The sequence below is a fragment of the Acidobacteriota bacterium genome, from assembly GCA_020853395.1.
GTDB lineage: Bacteria > Acidobacteriota > Vicinamibacteria > Vicinamibacterales > SCN-69-37 > JADYYY01.
Genome location: JADYYY010000010.1, coordinates 204,530 through 221,403, shown reverse-complemented (window position 1 = coordinate 221,403; position 16,874 = coordinate 204,530). Strand labels below are relative to the sequence as shown.

The following is a 16,874-nucleotide window of genomic DNA, read 5'->3' as shown; positions in this document are numbered from 1 at the left end:
GATGCCGTTTCACTCTCGACGTCTCTCGCTGCGGCGGATGTGGTGTGCGGCGTGGCTGATCGCGGCAACGGCCGTCTCCGTCGATGCGGCGATCGCGCAGGCGCCCGCACCAGGATCGGCGCCGGCACCATCCCAGGTGCCGGCGGCGTCGGCGAGCGAGCGGGCGTACCAGGTTGGGCCGAACGACGTGCTGCTCATCACCGTCTTCGGTCAGCCCGATCTCACCGGCCGCTACACGGTCGGAGCCGACGGCGTGTTCGCGTTTCCCTTGGTCGGACGCGTCAAGGCCGGCGGCTTGAGCGTGCGGGATCTCGAGATGACGCTCACCGGCCTGCTCTCGCCGGACTACCTGCGGAATCCGCAGGTCAGCATCGCGGTCGAGACGTATCGCAGCCAGCAGTTCTTCGTGCTCGGCGAGGTGAACCAGCCGGGCAGCTTCTACCTCAGCGGCCAGGAGACCCTGATCCAGGCGCTGGCGCGTGCCGGATCGACGAAGCCCGATGCGGGCGACGAAGTGCTCATCGTGAGACCGCGTGCGGGTGCCGCCGGTGGTCCGGTGCGTCCCGATCAAGCGGGGGCCGCCGACGTGCGGCGCGTGAGCCTCGACGCGCTCTCGACGGGTAATCTGGCCGAGAACGTGCAAATCCAGGCCGGCGACACGATCTTCGTCACCCGCGCCGAGCAGGTCTTCATCCTCGGCCAGGTGAAGAACCCCGGTCCCTATCGCTATTCCCGAACCGTGACCGTCCTGCAGTACCTCTCGATGGCCGGCGGCGCGACCGATCGCGGCGCGACCAGCCGCGTCAAGATCGTCCGGACGATGAACGGCAAACAGCTCGAGCTCAAGGTCACGCTGAACGACACCGTACAGGCCAACGACACGATCATGGTGCCGGAGAAGTTCTTCTGATGCGCGTCGTCTCCCGTTCGTCGGCGCCGATATCGCTCGCCGAGTCGCGCGGGGCCGCAACGTCGGCCGAGGGGCGATCCGGGCCGCCGACGCTCGATCGGCACCTGCTCGACTACGTGCGGATCCTCGTCAAGCGCCGCTGGGCGGCGGTCGCGACGCTGGCCGTGATCGTGACGCTGGCCGTCGTGCACCTCCAGACCGCGACGCCCATCTACGAAGCCACCGTTCAGCTCCTGATCGAACACGACACGGAGAATTTCTCGCTGCAGTCCGGGGTCACGCAGGATCGGGAAACGACGGACTTCTACAACACCCAGTACACGATTCTGCAGAGCCGCTCGCTGGCATCGCGGACGCTGGCGGCGATGAACGCGTGGACCCATCCGGAGCTGGCTCAGGGGACGCTCGAACAGACCAGCATCTTCTCCGGCGTGTTTCGCGCCGCCACGCGCCTGGTGCAGCGGCTGCGTGGAGAGAAGAACGAGGCCGCGCCCGCGGCTGCCGCGCCGCCGCCGTCGGCGGGCACCCAGGAGACGCCGGCCCAGACGCGGGCGATCGATGCGCTGCTCGCGCGCCTGACGATTTCGCCGGTGAAGACGAGCCGCCTGGTCGACGTCAAAGTGCGCGCCGGAGATCCGAAGTTCGCGGCCGGCGCCGCGAACGCCCTCGCGAAGGCCTACATCGATCAGAACCTCGAGATCCGGATCAGCGCGTCGAAGGAGACGACCGACTGGCTGACCGAGCAGTTGTCGGCGCAGCGCGAGCGCATCAACACGAGCGAGCAGGCGCTGCAGAAGTACCGCGAGAACAACGACGCCGTCTCGCTCGAGGACCGGCAGAACATCGTGGCGCAGAAGCTGTCGGATCTGAACGCGATGGTCACGAAGGCCAAGGGCGATCGCATCGCCCGCGAGGCGGTCTACAACCAGGTGCTCGCGATCCAGAAGCAGGAGGCGTCGCTCGACACGCTGCCGGCCATCCTCTCGAACTCGTACCTCCAGCAACTGAAGGCCGACATCTCGCGGCTGCAGGGCGACCTGAGCAAGCGATCGCAGGAGCTCGGCGATCGGAATCCGGTCATCGTCGAGCTGCGGACGTCGATCGCGGCGGCCGAGGCGAAGTTCCGCCAGGAGCTGGCCAAGCAGGTCGAAGCGATGGGCGTCGAGGTCGACGCCGCCCGCACGCTGGAGCACAGCCTCACGCAGGCGCTCGAGGCACAGAAGACCGAAGTGATGGACATGAACCGGACCGGCATCACCTACAGCGCGCTCGAGCGCGAGGTGACGACCAACCGGCAGATCTTCGACAGCCTGCTCGCGCGGACGCGTGAGAAGGGGATCTCGGGCGAGCTGAAGGCCAGCGACGTGCGCGTCATCGATCCGGCGCAGGTGCCGCAGTCGCCGGTCTGGCCCAAGCGCAACCGGACCCTGCTGTATTCCGTCTTCTTCGGCCTGCTCCTCGGCGTCGCGTTCGCCTTCGTCTTCGAGTACGTCGACGATCGCATCAAGACACCGGACGAGATCAAGGCGTACCTCTCGCTGCCGTTCCTCGGGATGATCCCGGCGGTGACCGAGAAGGACGGCACGCGGCCGCTCCTGCACGATCGCGAGACCTACACGCCGCTCTTCTCCGAGGCGTTTCGAAGCGTCCGCACCAACGTCGTCTTCACGGCGGAGAACCGGGCGCGGTCGATCGTCGTGACGAGCACCGGGCCGGGGGAAGGCAAGACGCTCGTCGCCGCGAACCTCGCGATCGGGCTGGCGATGACCGGCCGGACGGTCGCGTTCGTCGACGTGGACATGCGGCGGCCGCAGGTCCACGAGATGTTCGGGATGGAGAAGGAGCCGGGTCTCTCGGACCTGCTCATCGGCAAGGCCAAGGGGTGGGAGGTGCTGCGCAAGAGCCCCGTGCAAGGGCTGCACGTCATGCCGTCCGGCGCCTCGGTCGGCAATCCTGCCGAGCTGCTCAGCTCGCCGCGGTTCGAGCGCATGCTCGGGTCGCTGCTGAAGCGGTTCGACTGGGTGATCCTCGATTCGCCGCCCGTCGCCGCCGTTACGGATGCGAGCATCGTCGCCAACCGCGCGGCGGCCGTCCTCTTCGTGGTCGGGGCGCAGACGACCACGCGCGCGGCGGCGCTCAACGCGCTCGAGCAGCTCGAGACGGCGGACGCGACGTTTCTCGGGGCGGTGCTGAACCGGGTCCATCTCCGGCGCGACGCGTACTACTACTCGCCGTACTACAAGCGAGCGTACGAGAAGTACTACATGCCGGCGGCGCAGGCCGACGAGGTCGACGTCTTCGATCACGACGAGTCCGCGGTCGACGTCGACGTGCCGCCGGTCGAGAAGGTGCAGCGTGGCTAACGCTCATCGCACGCGCCGGCCGGTGCCCGCCGGCCGCTATGACGAGGTGCGCCATCACTACGACGTGGAGCGCAGCCTGGCGGAGCGGTTGCGCGTGTCGACCCGCGCCGAACGCCTGAACCTGTACCGCGAGCTCTACGACGAGCTGTTCCGCCAGGTGCCGGAACACCCGCTCTTGACGCTCGATGCGGACGCGCGCCGGCGGGTCGTCGCGAGCCAGCTCGGCTTCCTGCGGCCGCTGGCCCGGCCCGACGGGACGTTCCTCGAAATCGGGGCGGGCGATTGCCAGTTGTCGATCGCCATGGCGGCGCACGTCCGTCAGGTGTTCGCCGTCGACGTCTCGGCCGAGATCACGAGCACCGCGGTCTTCCCGGACAACTGCCAACTGATCATCTCGAAAGGGTGCGACATCCCCGTGCCGCCGGGCTCCGTGCACCTGGCGTTCAGCGACCAATTGATGGAGCACCTCCATCCCGACGATGCGCTGGAGCAGCTCAGGGAAATCTACCGGGCGCTCCGGCCCGGCGGCATCTACGTGCTGTTCACGCCGAACCGCCTGTCGGGACCGCACGATGTGTCGAAGTACTTCGACGCGCAGGCCACGGGGTTCCACCTGAAGGAATACACGAGCGTCGAGCTGTCGCGACTCTTGCGACAGGTCGGGTTCCGGCGCGTCATGGTGCCGGTGCAGCGGCCCGGCCATACGGCCCTCATGAGCGCCCGGCCCGTGTGCGCCGTCGAACGGCTGGTGGGCCATGCGCCCGGGGCGCTGCGCCAGCGCATCCTGACTCGCACGCCGCTTCGCAAAGCGCTCGGTCGCATCGCGGCGATCAAGTAGACCACCCACGCTTATGCATCGTCCTGTCACGACGGCTGTCGTTCCACGTGTGCGTGTTGCTCTCCTGCTGCCGGATGGCGTCGGCATCCGCAACTTCCTGCTGGGCCCGTTCCGGCAGGAGAGCGGTGATCGGCTGTCGCTCGTGGTCTTCGATCGGGTGCCGGATGCGTTCCGGCATCTGTACGACGCCGGGGACGAGACCGAGTGGCTGCCCTACGAGGCGTATCGCGACACGGCCGCGCTCTACTTGTTGCGCAACACGGTGAGCTACGCTCACATGTTCTCGATCCAGACCTGGGGAATGCGGTGCGTCCGGGCGATTCCGGTCGGCGGCCGCGGTGCCAGGCGGGTCGCGGCCGAAGCCTCCCGCGTGCTGGGCCGCCTGGTGGCGGGCGTGGGCGCCGTGCGCTGGCTCGATCGGAAGTTCGCGGCCGTCGCGGCCCGTCTGCCGGAGACCGCGCGCTATCGCGAGGTGCTGCAGCGCACGCGGCCAGACGTGCTGCTCTCCTCCAACCAGCGGCCGACCGGCGTGCTGCCCGCGGTGCTCGCGGCGCAGTCGCTCGGCATCCCGACCGCCACGTGCATCTTCAGTTGGGACAATCTGACGAGCAAGGGCCGCATCGCCGCGCCGTTCGATCACTACTTCGTGTGGAGCGAGCTCATGAAGCGTGAGCTGCGCACGTTCTACCCCGAGGTGCCGGCGGAACGGATCCACATCGTGGGCTCGCCGCAGTTCGACCCGCACGCGCATGCCCCGCTGCTCTCGAAGGCCGAGTTCTTCGCGCGCATCGGCGCCGATCCGGCGCGGCCGCTGATCTGCTTCTCGGCCGGCGATCCCTCCTGCACGCCGGAAGACGCCGACCATCTCGAGATCCTGCTGCAGTCGATCCGGGACGGCCGCATCCACGGCCGGCCCCAGGTCGCGCTCCGTCCGACGCCGACCGTCGACGGCCGGCGATTCGCACGCGTTCGGGAACGCTATCCCGAGGTCCTCTACGCGCAGCCGGCCTGGACGCCGGTCACCGAGGGCGACTGGAGCCACGTGCTGCCGCAGCCGCAGGATCCGGTGCTGCTCGCCAACCTCGCGCATCATTCGGATCTCAACGTGAGCGTCGCGTCGACGATGACGCTCGACTTCGCGATTCACCATCGACCGGTGGTCAACATCGCGTTCGACGTCGCGAGCCCTCCGCCGTTCCCGTACCGGCTCTGGGACTACTACTACCAGTTCGAGCACTACCGGCCCGTCATCGAGCTCCAAGCTGCGCTGTTCGCGCGCTCCAAGGACGAGCTGACCGCGCACGTGAACACGTACCTGGCGAATCCCGGGCTACATGCGGAGAACCGGAAGCGCCTGCTGGACCTGCAATTGAGCGTGCCGCCGGGCCAGTCGAGCCGCCGTGTGGTCGACACGCTGATCGAGATTGCGGGAGCAGGTACGACGGCCGCGCGGGCGTCGAACGTCCCGGCGATGGCGGCCGCCGCGGCGTCCTGATCGAGTCGATGCGCATCTGCTTCGTCTGCGGGGAGTACCCGCCCGGCCGGCACGGCGGCATTGGCTCGATGGTACAGACGCTCGGTCGCGCGCTCGCGGCCGCCGGCCATCACGTGCGCGTCGTCGGCATCTACGCCGGACGATCCGAGCGGGTCGATGAAGACGATCACGGCGTGCTGGTCTCGCGGCTCGCGGAGCCGAACGGCGCGCTGTCGGGACCGCGGGCGAGGTGGGCGCTCTATCGGCACGTCGCGGCGCTCGCGCGCGACGGCGTCGTGGATCTCGTCGAGGTGCCGGACTACCAGGGCTGGGCCGCGTATTGGCCCGCGCTGCCGGTGCCGGTCGTCGCGAGGCTGAACGGATCCTCGTCGTACTTCGCGGTCGAGATGGGCCGGACGCCGCGGCGGTCGGCCTGGCATTTCGAAGGGCGTTCGCTGCGGCGCACCGACGGCGTCTGTTCCGTCAGCCGCTACACCGCGGAGCGCACGCGCGCGCTGTTCGATCTCGGGCGTCCGGCCGATGCCATCCTGCCGAATCCGGTCGCGCCGGCCGGTGCTGCGGCGTGGAGCGAGCGCGATCCGCACACGGTGGTCTTCTCGGGAACGTTGACGCCGAAGAAGGGCGTGGAGCCCTTGATGACCGCGTGGCCTGCCGTCCTCGCGGGCGTGCCCGAGGCTCGGCTCCACGTCTTCGGAAAAGATGGCGAGACGACGGCCGGCGAATCGATGCGGCGGGTGCTCGAAGCGCGCCTCGGCGCGGCGGCGGCGAGCGTCACGTTCCACGGACACGTCACGAGAGAAGAAGTCGCCGCCGCGCTCGGACGCGCACGGGCGGCCGTCTTTCCGTCGTTCGCCGAAGCGTTTGCGATTGCGCCGCTCGAAGCCATGGCCACCGGATGTCCCACGATCGGCAGCGCGCTCGGGAGCGGCCCTGAGTTGATCACGCACGGCGTGGATGGGTTGACCGTCAACCCCGGCCGGCCCTCGGAGATCGCCGAGGCGATCACTCGGCTGCTGACCTGCGAGGCCGACGCACGGGCGTACGGCGACCGCGGCCGGGCCACGATCGAGGGGCAATTCACCGTGGATCGGCTGCTCGATCGAAATATCGACTTCTACCGGGCGTGCATCGATCGGCACGCCGCTGCGTCGGTCGGCCGGCGGACCGTCGTGCGCACCGCGGCGGGCGGGGCGTCGCCGCGCGGGTGAAGACCATGGCGCTGCCGGTGCGTGAGTGGTACGTCCGCGGCCGTCGGTTCGCCGACCTGCACTTCTATCAGAAGTGGCGTGCCGTGTGGCCGCACCTGGCCGCGCTCGGCCCAGGTCGCTTGCGTCTGCTCGACGCGGGCTGCGGCGACGGCGTTTGGGCGGAGGAGATCGCGACGCGCCGGCCGGCATGGACGGTCGTCGGCATCGATCGTGACGAGAGCGCCCTCGCACGGGCCCGCGAGCGGCTCGCGATGCGCGGCCGGCCGAACGTCTCGTTCGAGGCGTGCGCGTTCGACGAGTTCGCGCCGAAGGATCGATTCGACGTGGTGCTGTCCATCTGCTCCGCCCATTACGGAGCGACGCTCGCGGGCACCGAGCCGCTGTTCGTGAACATGCGCCGGTGGCTCGCACCGGGTGGACGGCTGGTGGCGCTCGTGCCGCGCTGCGCCGCGGAGGCGCCGTTCGTGAGCGGCCTGGCGCGCCCGCGCTGGCATCAGGTGTTCCGGCGCGAGGATCTCGTCGCGCTGTGCCGGGCCGGGTCGCTCGTGCCCGACGTCATCGAGCCGCACGTCGGTCGCGTCGGCACGTTGGCGAAGCAGTTGGACTGGACGCGGGCGGCATGGGTATCGCCGGCCGGACAGGCGGCGAGCGCGATGGCGCGCGGCCTCGGCGTGCTCGACGCGGCGGTCAACACGCGGCCACGCCGGAGCCTGCTCTGGGTGCTGGTGGCGCGCGCGGAGGACTGCGCGTGAGCGCCGGCGATCGGTGCTGGTGCGGCGGCCGGCTCGGCAGCACGCGGATCCGCACGCCGCGGTTCTCGCTGCTCCGGTGCGAGGCGTGCGGCGTGTTTCGCATCGATCCGCCGCCGATTGCCGGCGAAGAACAGGGCAGCGACTTCTACACCGCGTACTACGCGGTGCGGCCGGACTCCGGTCCCGCCAACGGTCATGAACGGCGTTCCCGCTTCTGGCGCGTCACACGGCAGGTTCCCGATCTCGAACGCGTCGGCAGCCTCGCCATCGACTTCGGCTGTGGCGACGGCGTGCTCTGTCACGAGCTGACCAGTTCGGGCTGGGACGACGTGGTCGGCATCGACGTGTCGAGGACGCGCGTCGCCAGGGCGCGGCGCCGGTACCCACGTGTGCGGTTCTACGACCGTCCGATCGGCCAGACGGACCTCGCCAGGGGCGTCGCGGATCTGTGCGTGATGGACAACGTCATCGAGCACCTGCCAGATCCACGGGCCGTCGTGGCCGACATCCGGCCGTACGTGCGCACGTCTGGTCGCCTCGTGGTCATCACGCCGAACATGGAGTCCGGCATCTTCCGGTGGCTCGGCCACCGCTGGACCCCTGAGCTCGCGCCACACGCCCACATCTTCCTGTTCACGGCGGCGTCGCTCACGCGGCTGCTGCACGCGGCCGGATTCGAGGTCACGACGGTCGGATCGTTCCAGGAGGACTTCTATCCGTGGCGCACCTGGACCGCCAGGCTGATGTCGGGGGACCTCAAGGGTGCGATCTGGCGCGCGCATCAGGAGACCGGCAACCTCTACAGCCGGATCACCGGGGCAGGGCCGATGTTGTACGCGGTCGCAGAGCCGAGGGAGATGGACGCGGCGATCGAAGGGCCGGCGCACGTCGAGGTACCGGAGAGCCTGCACGCATGACCGCGGTGGCCGCCTTCGTGCCGCACTCCACCGCGGCCGTTCCGGGTGTGGTGGCGGACTGGACACGCGGGGCGGGTGAGCTCGCGAGCGCCGAGCGAGACGCGCCGGGCGTCTCGGTCGTGCTCTGCACGTATCGGCGCGCGGCGAGCGTTCAGCGCTTTCTGCAGAGCCTTGGACGCCAGGCTCGTCTGCCGGACGAGACGCTCATCGTCGATGCCAGCCCGGACGAGGCGACCGAGACGATCGTCCGCGCGTGGCCGGCACCCACCGTGGTGCGGTACTGGCGGGTCGAGCCGCCGCTCCGCGGTCTGACGCGGCAGCGCAACTTCGGTCTCGATCGCGTCACGCGAGACCTCGTCGCGTTCTTCGACGATGACGTCGTGCTTGGGGCGGAGTGCCTCGCCGAGCTCGAGCGTGCACACCGCGAACGGCCGGCGCTCGCCGGCGCCGGTTGCTTCGCCGAATCCTGGATGCAGCCGACGGCGCTGTGGCGGCTTCGCCGGGCCCTCGGCATCGTCCCGAACCTTCAACCCGGCACCTACACGCGCACCGGGCTATCGATTCCCTGGCGATTCCATGCGCCGACGACGGCGGTCGTGGAAGGGGACTGGCTGCCGGGCTGCGCCATGATGCTGAAGACAGCGGCCGCACGGGTCGTGCGATTCGAAGAAGTGCTCGCCGGCTACGGTCAGGGAGAAGACCTGGAGTTCTCGCTCCGGCTGCGTGCGCGCGGCGCCGTGGCGCTCGTCGGGGCCGCCGCGTGCGACCACCTGCACGAGCCGGCGGGGCGTCCCGACGCGTTTCGGCTGGGCCGGATGGAGATCGAGAACCGCCATCTGATCTGGCGTCGGACGTACCGCAACCTGGCCTGGCGCGACCGCCTCGCCTTCGCGTACGCGTGGACGCTCGACACGCTGTTGCTCGCGCGCGACGCGATGCGGCCCGGCCGCGCGGCCGACGGGCTGCGCCGAATCGCCGGCCGCGTGCGCGGCGGGGCCGCCATCCTGGCGCGACGACAGGCCCGAGTCTGACATGGCGCGCGCGCAACTGCTGATGTTCTGGGACTACGACGCTCAATGGGGCGCCGATCGATCGCGCCTGCCCGGCGGGCCGAAGTCGTGGGGATCGCTCGAGGCCTCGTGCACCGATCGGCTTCTGGAGCTCCACGCCGACGCTGGCGTGCCGGCGTGCTTCGCCGTCGTCGGATCGGTGGCACTCGCCGGGCCGTCGCCGTATCACGCCCCGGAGCAGGTGCGGCGGGTACACGCGGCGGGCCACGAGATTGCGAGCCACTCGCATCGACACGAGTGGCTGCCGGGCTTGTCACGCGATCAGCTCCTCGAGACCCTGCGCGCGAGCCGGGCGGCGCTCGAGGATTGCATCGGCGCGGAGGTGCGCGCCTTCGTGCCACCGTTCAACCAGCCGTTCGACTACTGGCGCGCTGGGTCGATCAGCCTGGCGGAGCGGCGCGAGGCGGGTGCAGGCCGGATCGATCTGAGCACGCTCTGCGGCGCGCTCGTGGAGAGCGGCTACCGGTTCTGCCGGGTCGCGTATCGGCCGTGGTGGCAGCGGGCGGCGGAATGGTGGCGCGGCCGCCGCCTCGATCGGCCCGCGACCGTCGAGCGGATCGGCGGCGTCACGTGCGTGCGGCTCAACACCCCTGGCGGTTTCGACGCGGCGGCTCTCGACATGGTCGATGCGTGCGCGGCCGAGGGCGGGCTGATCGTCGCGTACGGCCATCCGCACTCGTTGCACGCGGGCAACTCGCAGGACGAGCGCCATCTCGTGCCGTTCCTGGAGCGCGTGCGCGCGCACCGGCGCGCCGGCCGGCTGGACGTCGTGTTGCCGCGCGAGATCATCGCCGCCCGCGAGGGCGTGCCCGATCGGCAGATCGTGGTGGCGTGACGTGCACGTCTGCGTGGTGTCGTTCAAACCGTGCTGGCAGCGGCCGGACGGGACGTGGGTGACCGACGGCGGGTTCCCGTTGCAGATGGCAGCCATCACCGCGATGTTCGATGATGCGACGCTCGTCGTCGTCCGGACGGCGCCGCGTGCGGGCGGCCTCCCGCTGCCTTCGCGTGCGCGCATCGTGGGGCTCGACTCGCCCGTCGGGGCCGACGCCAGGCGCAAGGTGTCGATGCTCGGGCGCCTGCCTCGCTACGTGAGGCAGATCGTGCCGCACGTGCGGGCCGCGGACGTCGTGCACGTGCCGCTGCCTGGCGACGTCTCGGCGCTCGGCTTGCTGATCGCGTTGGCGTCTCGCAAGCGGCTGATCGCGCGATACGGCAGCTCCTGGGCCGACACGGCGCAGACGACCCGGCCGCAACGGTTCGTGAAGGCCGTCATGCGGCGGTTCGCCGGCGGCCGCAACGTGATGCTGGCCGTGGGCTCAGGCGCGGAACCGCCTGCGCCCGGGATGGGGTGGGTGTTCTCCACCGCGCTCACGCAGGCCGAGCTCGACGCGATTCGTCCGGACGTCGATCGAGGGCTCGGACGGCCGCCGAAGCTCGTCGCCATCGGCCGTCTCTCGTCCGAGAAAGGCGTGCACGTGCTCCTGCGCGCCATCGCGCGGCTGAAGGGGACGCCGGCCGGCGACGCGCGGCTGGAGATCCTCGGCGACGGGCCGGCTCGATCGGCGCTCGAGCAGGAATGCCGGGCGCTCGGGCTGGACGATCGAATCAGCTTCAAGGGATACCTCAACCGCCCCGAGCTGTCTGCGGCACTGCAGGATGCGGACCTCTGCGTGCACCCGGCCCTGACCGAGTCGCTCAGCAAGGCGTGGCTCGACGCCATGGCGCACGGCGTGCCGGTGTTGTCGACCAACGTCGGCGTGGCGCCGATGGTCATGGGACGCGCCGGGGAGCGTGGCTGGCTCGTGCCCCCGGGTGACGATCGGGCGCTGGCCAACGGCATCGTGGCGGCGCTGGACCACGCGGCGGCTTGGCCGGACCTGCGTCGGCGTTGCCGGACCTTCGTCGAGTCCTACACGCTCGAGCGCTGGGCCAGCGACATCGGCCGCTTCTGCGCCGCGCAGTGGGGCGGCCAGCTCACGGAAGGACGGCTTCGGCTGTGAGGCGCATCGTTGGACAACCTGCGCCGGCTCAACCGGCCCCGCGGGTTCTCGGCGGCAGGTCCGCGGCGAGCGAGTGGGGGCGTTTGCTGCTGATCGTCGTGGCCGCCGGATGGCTGTCCGCACCGGTCATCGGCTTTCTCAACGCGCTCACGTTCCTCACGGCCGTCGGGTTTTTGGTGCTGCTCGCCGGGTTTCGGCGGCCCGCATTCGGCGTCGCCGGCGCGGCGCTCGTCTGCACGCTCGATCCGCTCACGCGGCATTTCCTGTCGAACGCGGTGCTTCGCTGGAACACCCTGAACTTCATGCTGATCGGCATCAGCGTGCTCGCCGGCGCCTTCGTCTGGCGGCTCTCGGACGTGCACTCGCGCCTGCTGAAGCTCCTCATCGTGCTGCTCGCGGCCGATCTCGTGTTCAGCCCGGACGTCGCGGGTGGCGTTCAGCACCTGCTCGGCATCATCGCGATGTTCGGCCTGGTCGTGTACTTCGCGCAGGCCGGCGACGACCCCGACATCTGGTACACGGTCGGCCTCGTCTGCGGCACGGCCGGCGCGCTCGGCGGGCTCATGTACTTCTCGCTGCAGGACGGCCTGCCGTTCATGAATCACAACGCGTACGCGTTGTTTCCCGAGGCCGCGGTGTTCGGCGCGTGCCTCGGCTTCCACCACGCGGCGGACCGGCGTTACGGACAACTGATCCTCGGCCTGCTCGTCACGACGAACGTCGTGTGGGCGTTCCTCAGCGGCAGCCGCGGCGGCGCGCTCATCGCCGCGACCGGTTTGCTCTTCGTGCTGTTCTCGATGCGGCGTCAGACGGATCGCGCCGTCGTGGCCGGCGCCGCCGTCGGCATCACCTGCATCGCCCTCATCGCGTTCGCCACGCTCGGTGACTACACGCTGCGCCGGTTCAGCAAGCTGCTCGACGAGGAACAGACGGCGTCCGGCCGGACGAGCGGACGGTCGGACCTCGTGATTGCCGGCTTGCACATGTTCAGCGAGCACCCGCTCGGCGTGGGCACCGGCGGCTTCGCGGCGACGTGGGCGCAGGTCGGCTTCCTGCCCGGGCTCTCGACCTTCAAGCGCGGCGAAGAGTTCCCGGCGCACGCGGGGTGGATCAAGATCCTCGCGGAGAACGGCTGGCCGGGGATGATTCTCCTCGTCGGCTACGTCGGATCGTTTGCGCTGCGCGGCCTCACGCGCCGGAGCCCCGGGAGCGTGTCGCTCGGGCTGCTCGTCACCGCGGGTCTCGCGGTCTCGCTGACGACGACGGAGTTCCAGGGCAAGACGATCTGGCTGCTCGCCGCCGCCGGCACCGCACGTCTGTCGAGCGCGGAGATGGCGCGCGCGCTCGGCGCAGAAGCGAGGCGCTTCGGCATCGTTCAGCGCCGCCTGGTCACGCGGCACTCGCGGCGTGTCACGAGCTCGGTCACCGGATGACGTCATCGTCGAAGACCGCGACCGTCCCGCGTCGTCCGGCCGATTGGCGCATCGCGCTCGTCGCCGGCGGGCTGTCGCAGGGCGGCGCCGAGAAGCAGTTGCTGTACATGGGGCGCGCGCTCGTGGCGGCCGGCGCGGTGGTGCGGTGCTACTCGCTGACGCGAGGCGATCACTACGAAGCCGCATTCCGGGCCGCCGGCCTTGACCCGATCTGGATCGGCCAGCGAAGCGCTCCGCCGGCGCGGCTGTGGACGCTCGCGCGATCGTTGCGCGCGTTCCGGCCGGACGTCGTGCAGGCAGGCCACTTCTTCGTGAATCTCTACGCCGGTATCGCGGCCAAGCTCTGCCGCGCCGTCTCGATCGGCGCCATCCGGAACGACGGTGCCTTCGAGCTGCGGGAGAACCCGGGATGGGGCCCGTGGCTGCTGCGCACGCCCACGGTGCTCGTCGCCAACTCGGCCGCCGGCGCGGCATTCGCCCGCGCGTCGGGGCGAGGCCACGACGAGGTCGTGATCGTGCCGAACGTCATCGACCTCGCTGCGCAGGACGCGGCCACCACGACGCTCCAGTTGCGCGATGCCGGAGTGGGCCCGGTCGTGGCGCTGGTCGGGCGGCTCGTTTGGGCCAAGCGCGTCGATCGGTTTCTCGCGGCGCTCGCGCGCGTGCGCGCCGTCGTACCCGAGGTGCGCGGCGTCATCGTCGGGGATGGTCCGGAGCGGCCGGCGCTCGAAGAGCAGGCCGTGTCGCTCGGCCTCGCCGAGGCGGTGCGGTTCGTCGGGCGGCGCAGCGACGTGCCGGCGATCCTCCGACAAGTGGACGTGCTCGTCTCCACCTCGTCGCACGAGGGGTTTCCGAACGTGCTTCTCGAAGGAATGGCCGCCGGGCTGCCGGTGGTGACGACGCCGGCCGGCGATGCGGCCGCCGTCGTGGTTGCAGGCGAGACGGGGATTGTCGTCGGTCCCGACGACATCGACGCGCTCGTCGATGCGATCCGCCGGCTCGTGCGGGATCCCGGCCTGCGGCGGCAGTTCGGTGAAGCCGGCCGCCGGCGCGTCGAGGCCGAGTACCAGGACCGCGGCCTCGCGGATCGTCTGTTCCGTGTGTACGAGCACGCACGGGGGCTCGACCACGGCGGGAGAGCCCTGGAGTCGTCAGCCGACGCCGCGCGCCGGATCGCGTAACGCCATGCGCCTTGCGGTATTCACCAGCCACTTCCCCGGGCTGATCAACACGTTCTTCGCGCGCGACATGCGCGGCTTGATCGACGCTGGATGGGACGTCGAGATCTTCGCGATCCTGCCGCTCGATCCGGCGTATTGGGCGCACGTGCCGGCCGACCTGTCGCCGTCGGTCCTGCCGCGCGACCGCGTGCATCACGCGTCGCTGAAGCGGAGCCTGGCGCACGCCGCCTCGCCCGGCGCGCTGCGCCACGTCGGCACGATGCTCGCCCTCACCGGCGCGGGCGTGCGGCATGGAGCCGAGGAAGCGCTGAAGACGATGTACGTGCTGCCAAAAGCGCTCGCGTGGGCGCGCGATCACCGTGGCCGCTTCGACCATGTGCTCGCCTATTGGGGCAACTACGCGGGCACGTGCGCGTATCTGTTTCACCGCGCCATCGGCGGCACGATGCCGTTCTCGATCTGCCTGCACGCCGGCACCGACCTGTATCGCGCCCGCGTGTATCTGCGGCAGAAGCTCGACTACGCGGACAACGTCATTGTCGTGTGCGACTTCAATCGCAAGTTCCTCGCGGCGACGTATCCCGATCGGGTCGCCGCGTGGGCGCCGAAGCTCTACCTCCATCACCTCGCGCTGGATCTCGAGCAGCTCTCGTTCGATCCCGGCGGGCGTGCGCCTCACCGGCTGCTGGCTGCCGGCGGCCTTCATCCGGCAAAGGGATTCGACGATCTCCTCGCAGCCGCGGCGTTGGTGGCACCCGAACGGCCGGTTGAGGTCGTCTTCGCCGGCGATGGCCCCGAGCGGCCGCGTCTCGAGGCGTTGGCTGTCTCGCTGGGCCTTCGCGATCGCGTGCACTTCCGCGGCTGGCTCAGCCCGGACGAGGTCGTGAAGGAGATGCGCCAGGCGACGGTGCTGGTGCACCCGTCGAACGGCCTCGGCGATGCCGTGCCGACGGTCATCAAGGAGGCCATGGCGGTCGGCACGCCGGTGATCGCCTCGAGCATCGCCGGTATTCCCGAATTGCTCGGCGACGGAGACGCCGGTGTGTTGACGCCGCCCGCCGATCCGGTCGCGTTGGGCCGGGCCATCGTGGCCCTGTTGAACGATGAGCCGCGCCGGCAGCGCCTTGCCGTCACGGCGCGGCGCCGCGCCGAGATGCTGTTCGATCAGCGCCAGAACGGTCCGGCGCTCGCGCGCCGGCTCGCACAGAGCCGCCGCGGCGGCCCCGCGGGTGCCGCCCTGTCCGCTGCCGAGGCGCGTCCCTGCACGTCGAAGTGAGGAGCAAGCCATGAGCGATAAGCTGCTGCACGTCTACCATCGGTTGCCGACTCCTGCGCAGTGGGCCGCCGCCACCGCCATGGGCGTTTATCTTCGCCGCTGGCGCTACGGCAAGGAGACCGAGGCGCTGGTGGCCGCGACGCTGGAGCGCGACCATTGGACGCCTGAACAGTGGCGCCAGTACCAGCAGGAGCGCTTGGCGTTCGTGCTGCACCGCGCGGCCACGCAGGTGCCGTTCTATCGCGAGCACTGGTCGCGGCGCCGTCAGGCCGGCGACACGCGGTCGTGGGAGTACCTCGAGCACTGGCCGATCCTCGAGAAGGAGAGCGTGCGCGAGAACCCGAAAGCGTTCCTCGCCGACGATGTGGACATCCGGCGGATGTACCCGGAGCACACGAGCGGCACGACCGGCAAGCCCCTGAAGCTGTGGTGGAGCCGCAAGACCGTGCGTGAATGGTATGCGCTCAACGAGGCGCGGTCGCGCCGCTGGTACGGCATCTCCCGCAAGGACCGATGGGCGATCATCGGCGGCCGCGTCGTGACGCCGGCGAGCCGGCGCACGCCGCCGTTCTGGATCTGGAACTCGGCGCTGCGGCAGCTCTACATGTCGTCCTATCATCTGGCGCCGGACCTGGTGCCCGCGTACCTCGACGCGCTGCGCCGCTACGACGTGACGTACGTGTTCGGGTACAGCTCGTCGCTGCACGCGCTCGCGGACACGGCGCTGCGGCTCGGCCGGAAGGACGTCCGGCTCGCCGTCGCGATCACGAACGCCGAGCCGCTGCTGGATCACCAGCGGCACACGATCGAGGCCGCGTTCCGCTGCCCCGTGCGCGAGACCTACGGCCTCGCGGAGATCGTGGCTGGGGCGAGCGAGTGCGAGCATGGGCGCCTTCACCTCTGGCCGGAAGTCGGCCTCGTCGAGGCGCTGGACGGCGATCGGACCGTGCCGCCGGGCGCCGTGGGCGACATGATCAGCACGAGCCTGCTGAACGCGGACATGCCGTTGATTCGGTACCGAACCGGTGACGCCGTGCGGCTCTCGAGCCACGAGTGCCGATGCCGGCGCCATCTGCCCGGCGTCGACGCGCTCGAAGGGCGCTGTGACGACCTGGTCGTGATGCAGGACGGCCGGCGCGTCGGCCGGCTCGACCCGGTGTTCAAGCATGGCTTGGCGGTCGCCGAAGCGCAGATCGTGCAGGAGACCTTCACGCGGTTCCGCGTGAAGTACGTGCCGGCGCGCGCGGCGGGCCTCGGGCTGGAGGAAGAGCTGCGCCACCGGCTTCGCGACTACCTGGGATCGGTGGACGTCGTGTGCGAGCGTGTGGACCAGGTGCCGCGCACCGCGCACGGCAAGTTCCGGGCGGTGGTGAGCCATCTATCGCGCACCAACCGGCAGCCCGCGGCGAGCTGAGGATTGCCGACGGT

The 16,874-nt window shown here is 70.3% G+C and carries 14 protein-coding genes; all 14 read left to right on the top strand.

Annotation, left to right across the window (positions count from 1 at the left end):
• Position 1: 1 nt before the first annotated feature.
• The 14 genes from IT184_09610 (at position 2) to IT184_09545 (ending at position 16,860) form a co-directional block, all read left to right on the top strand.
• The gene (locus tag IT184_09610; GenBank protein MCC7009060.1) at positions 2–910 is read left to right on the top strand and encodes a polysaccharide biosynthesis/export family protein; all 909 of its coding nucleotides are present in this window, start codon (positions 2–4) and stop codon (positions 908–910) included.
• Entirely contained in the window at positions 910–3,273 is a 2,364-nt protein-coding gene (locus IT184_09605) for a polysaccharide biosynthesis tyrosine autokinase (GenBank protein ID MCC7009059.1), read from the top strand. Before IT184_09610 ends, IT184_09605 begins: the two co-directional genes overlap by 1 nt.
• Positions 3,266–4,111 (top strand): class I SAM-dependent methyltransferase, encoded by an 846-nt coding sequence (locus tag IT184_09600; GenBank protein ID MCC7009058.1) that lies wholly within the window; start codon positions 3,266–3,268, stop codon positions 4,109–4,111. Before IT184_09605 ends, IT184_09600 begins: the two co-directional genes overlap by 8 nt.
• Before the next feature lie 49 nt (positions 4,112–4,160).
• Positions 4,161–5,606 carry a hypothetical protein gene (locus IT184_09595; protein MCC7009057.1) on the top strand — a complete coding sequence of 482 codons (1,446 nt, stop codon included), beginning with the start codon at positions 4,161–4,163 and terminating at the stop codon, positions 5,604–5,606.
• Positions 5,607–5,614: 8 nt separating this feature from the next.
• On the top strand, positions 5,615–6,814 hold the full coding sequence (locus IT184_09590; protein ID MCC7009056.1) for a glycosyltransferase family 4 protein: 1,200 nt from the start codon (positions 5,615–5,617) through the stop codon (positions 6,812–6,814).
• Positions 6,815–6,819: 5 nt separating this feature from the next.
• Entirely contained in the window at positions 6,820–7,566 is a 747-nt protein-coding gene (locus IT184_09585) for a class I SAM-dependent methyltransferase (protein ID MCC7009055.1), read from the top strand.
• Positions 7,563–8,483: a class I SAM-dependent methyltransferase gene (locus IT184_09580; GenBank protein ID MCC7009054.1), complete on the top strand. Its 921-nt coding sequence runs from the start codon at positions 7,563–7,565 to the stop codon at positions 8,481–8,483. Before IT184_09585 ends, IT184_09580 begins: the two co-directional genes overlap by 4 nt.
• Positions 8,480–9,514 carry a glycosyltransferase family 2 protein gene (locus IT184_09575; protein ID MCC7009053.1) on the top strand — a complete coding sequence of 345 codons (1,035 nt, stop codon included), beginning with the start codon at positions 8,480–8,482 and terminating at the stop codon, positions 9,512–9,514. The genes IT184_09580 and IT184_09575 overlap by 4 nt, the downstream gene beginning before the upstream one ends.
• A 1-nt stretch (position 9,515) precedes the next feature.
• Positions 9,516–10,388: a polysaccharide deacetylase family protein gene (locus IT184_09570; GenBank protein MCC7009052.1), complete on the top strand. Its 873-nt coding sequence runs from the start codon at positions 9,516–9,518 to the stop codon at positions 10,386–10,388.
• Between the two features lies 1 nt (position 10,389).
• A complete protein-coding gene (locus tag IT184_09565; GenBank protein MCC7009051.1) occupies positions 10,390–11,556 on the top strand; it encodes a glycosyltransferase family 4 protein in 1,167 nt (388 codons plus the stop codon).
• Between the two features lie 83 nt (positions 11,557–11,639).
• A complete protein-coding gene (locus tag IT184_09560; GenBank protein ID MCC7009050.1) occupies positions 11,640–12,989 on the top strand; it encodes an O-antigen ligase family protein in 1,350 nt (449 codons plus the stop codon).
• Entirely contained in the window at positions 12,986–14,170 is a 1,185-nt protein-coding gene (locus IT184_09555; protein MCC7009049.1) for a glycosyltransferase, read from the top strand. The genes IT184_09560 and IT184_09555 overlap by 4 nt, the downstream gene beginning before the upstream one ends.
• 4 nt (positions 14,171–14,174) lie before the next feature.
• Positions 14,175–15,446, top strand: a complete 1,272-nt coding sequence (locus IT184_09550; protein ID MCC7009048.1) for a glycosyltransferase family 4 protein — start codon at positions 14,175–14,177, stop codon at positions 15,444–15,446.
• Between the two features lie 10 nt (positions 15,447–15,456).
• On the top strand, positions 15,457–16,860 hold the full coding sequence (locus IT184_09545) for a phenylacetate--CoA ligase family protein (protein MCC7009047.1): 1,404 nt from the start codon (positions 15,457–15,459) through the stop codon (positions 16,858–16,860).
• The last annotated feature ends 14 nt before the right edge of the window (positions 16,861–16,874 follow it).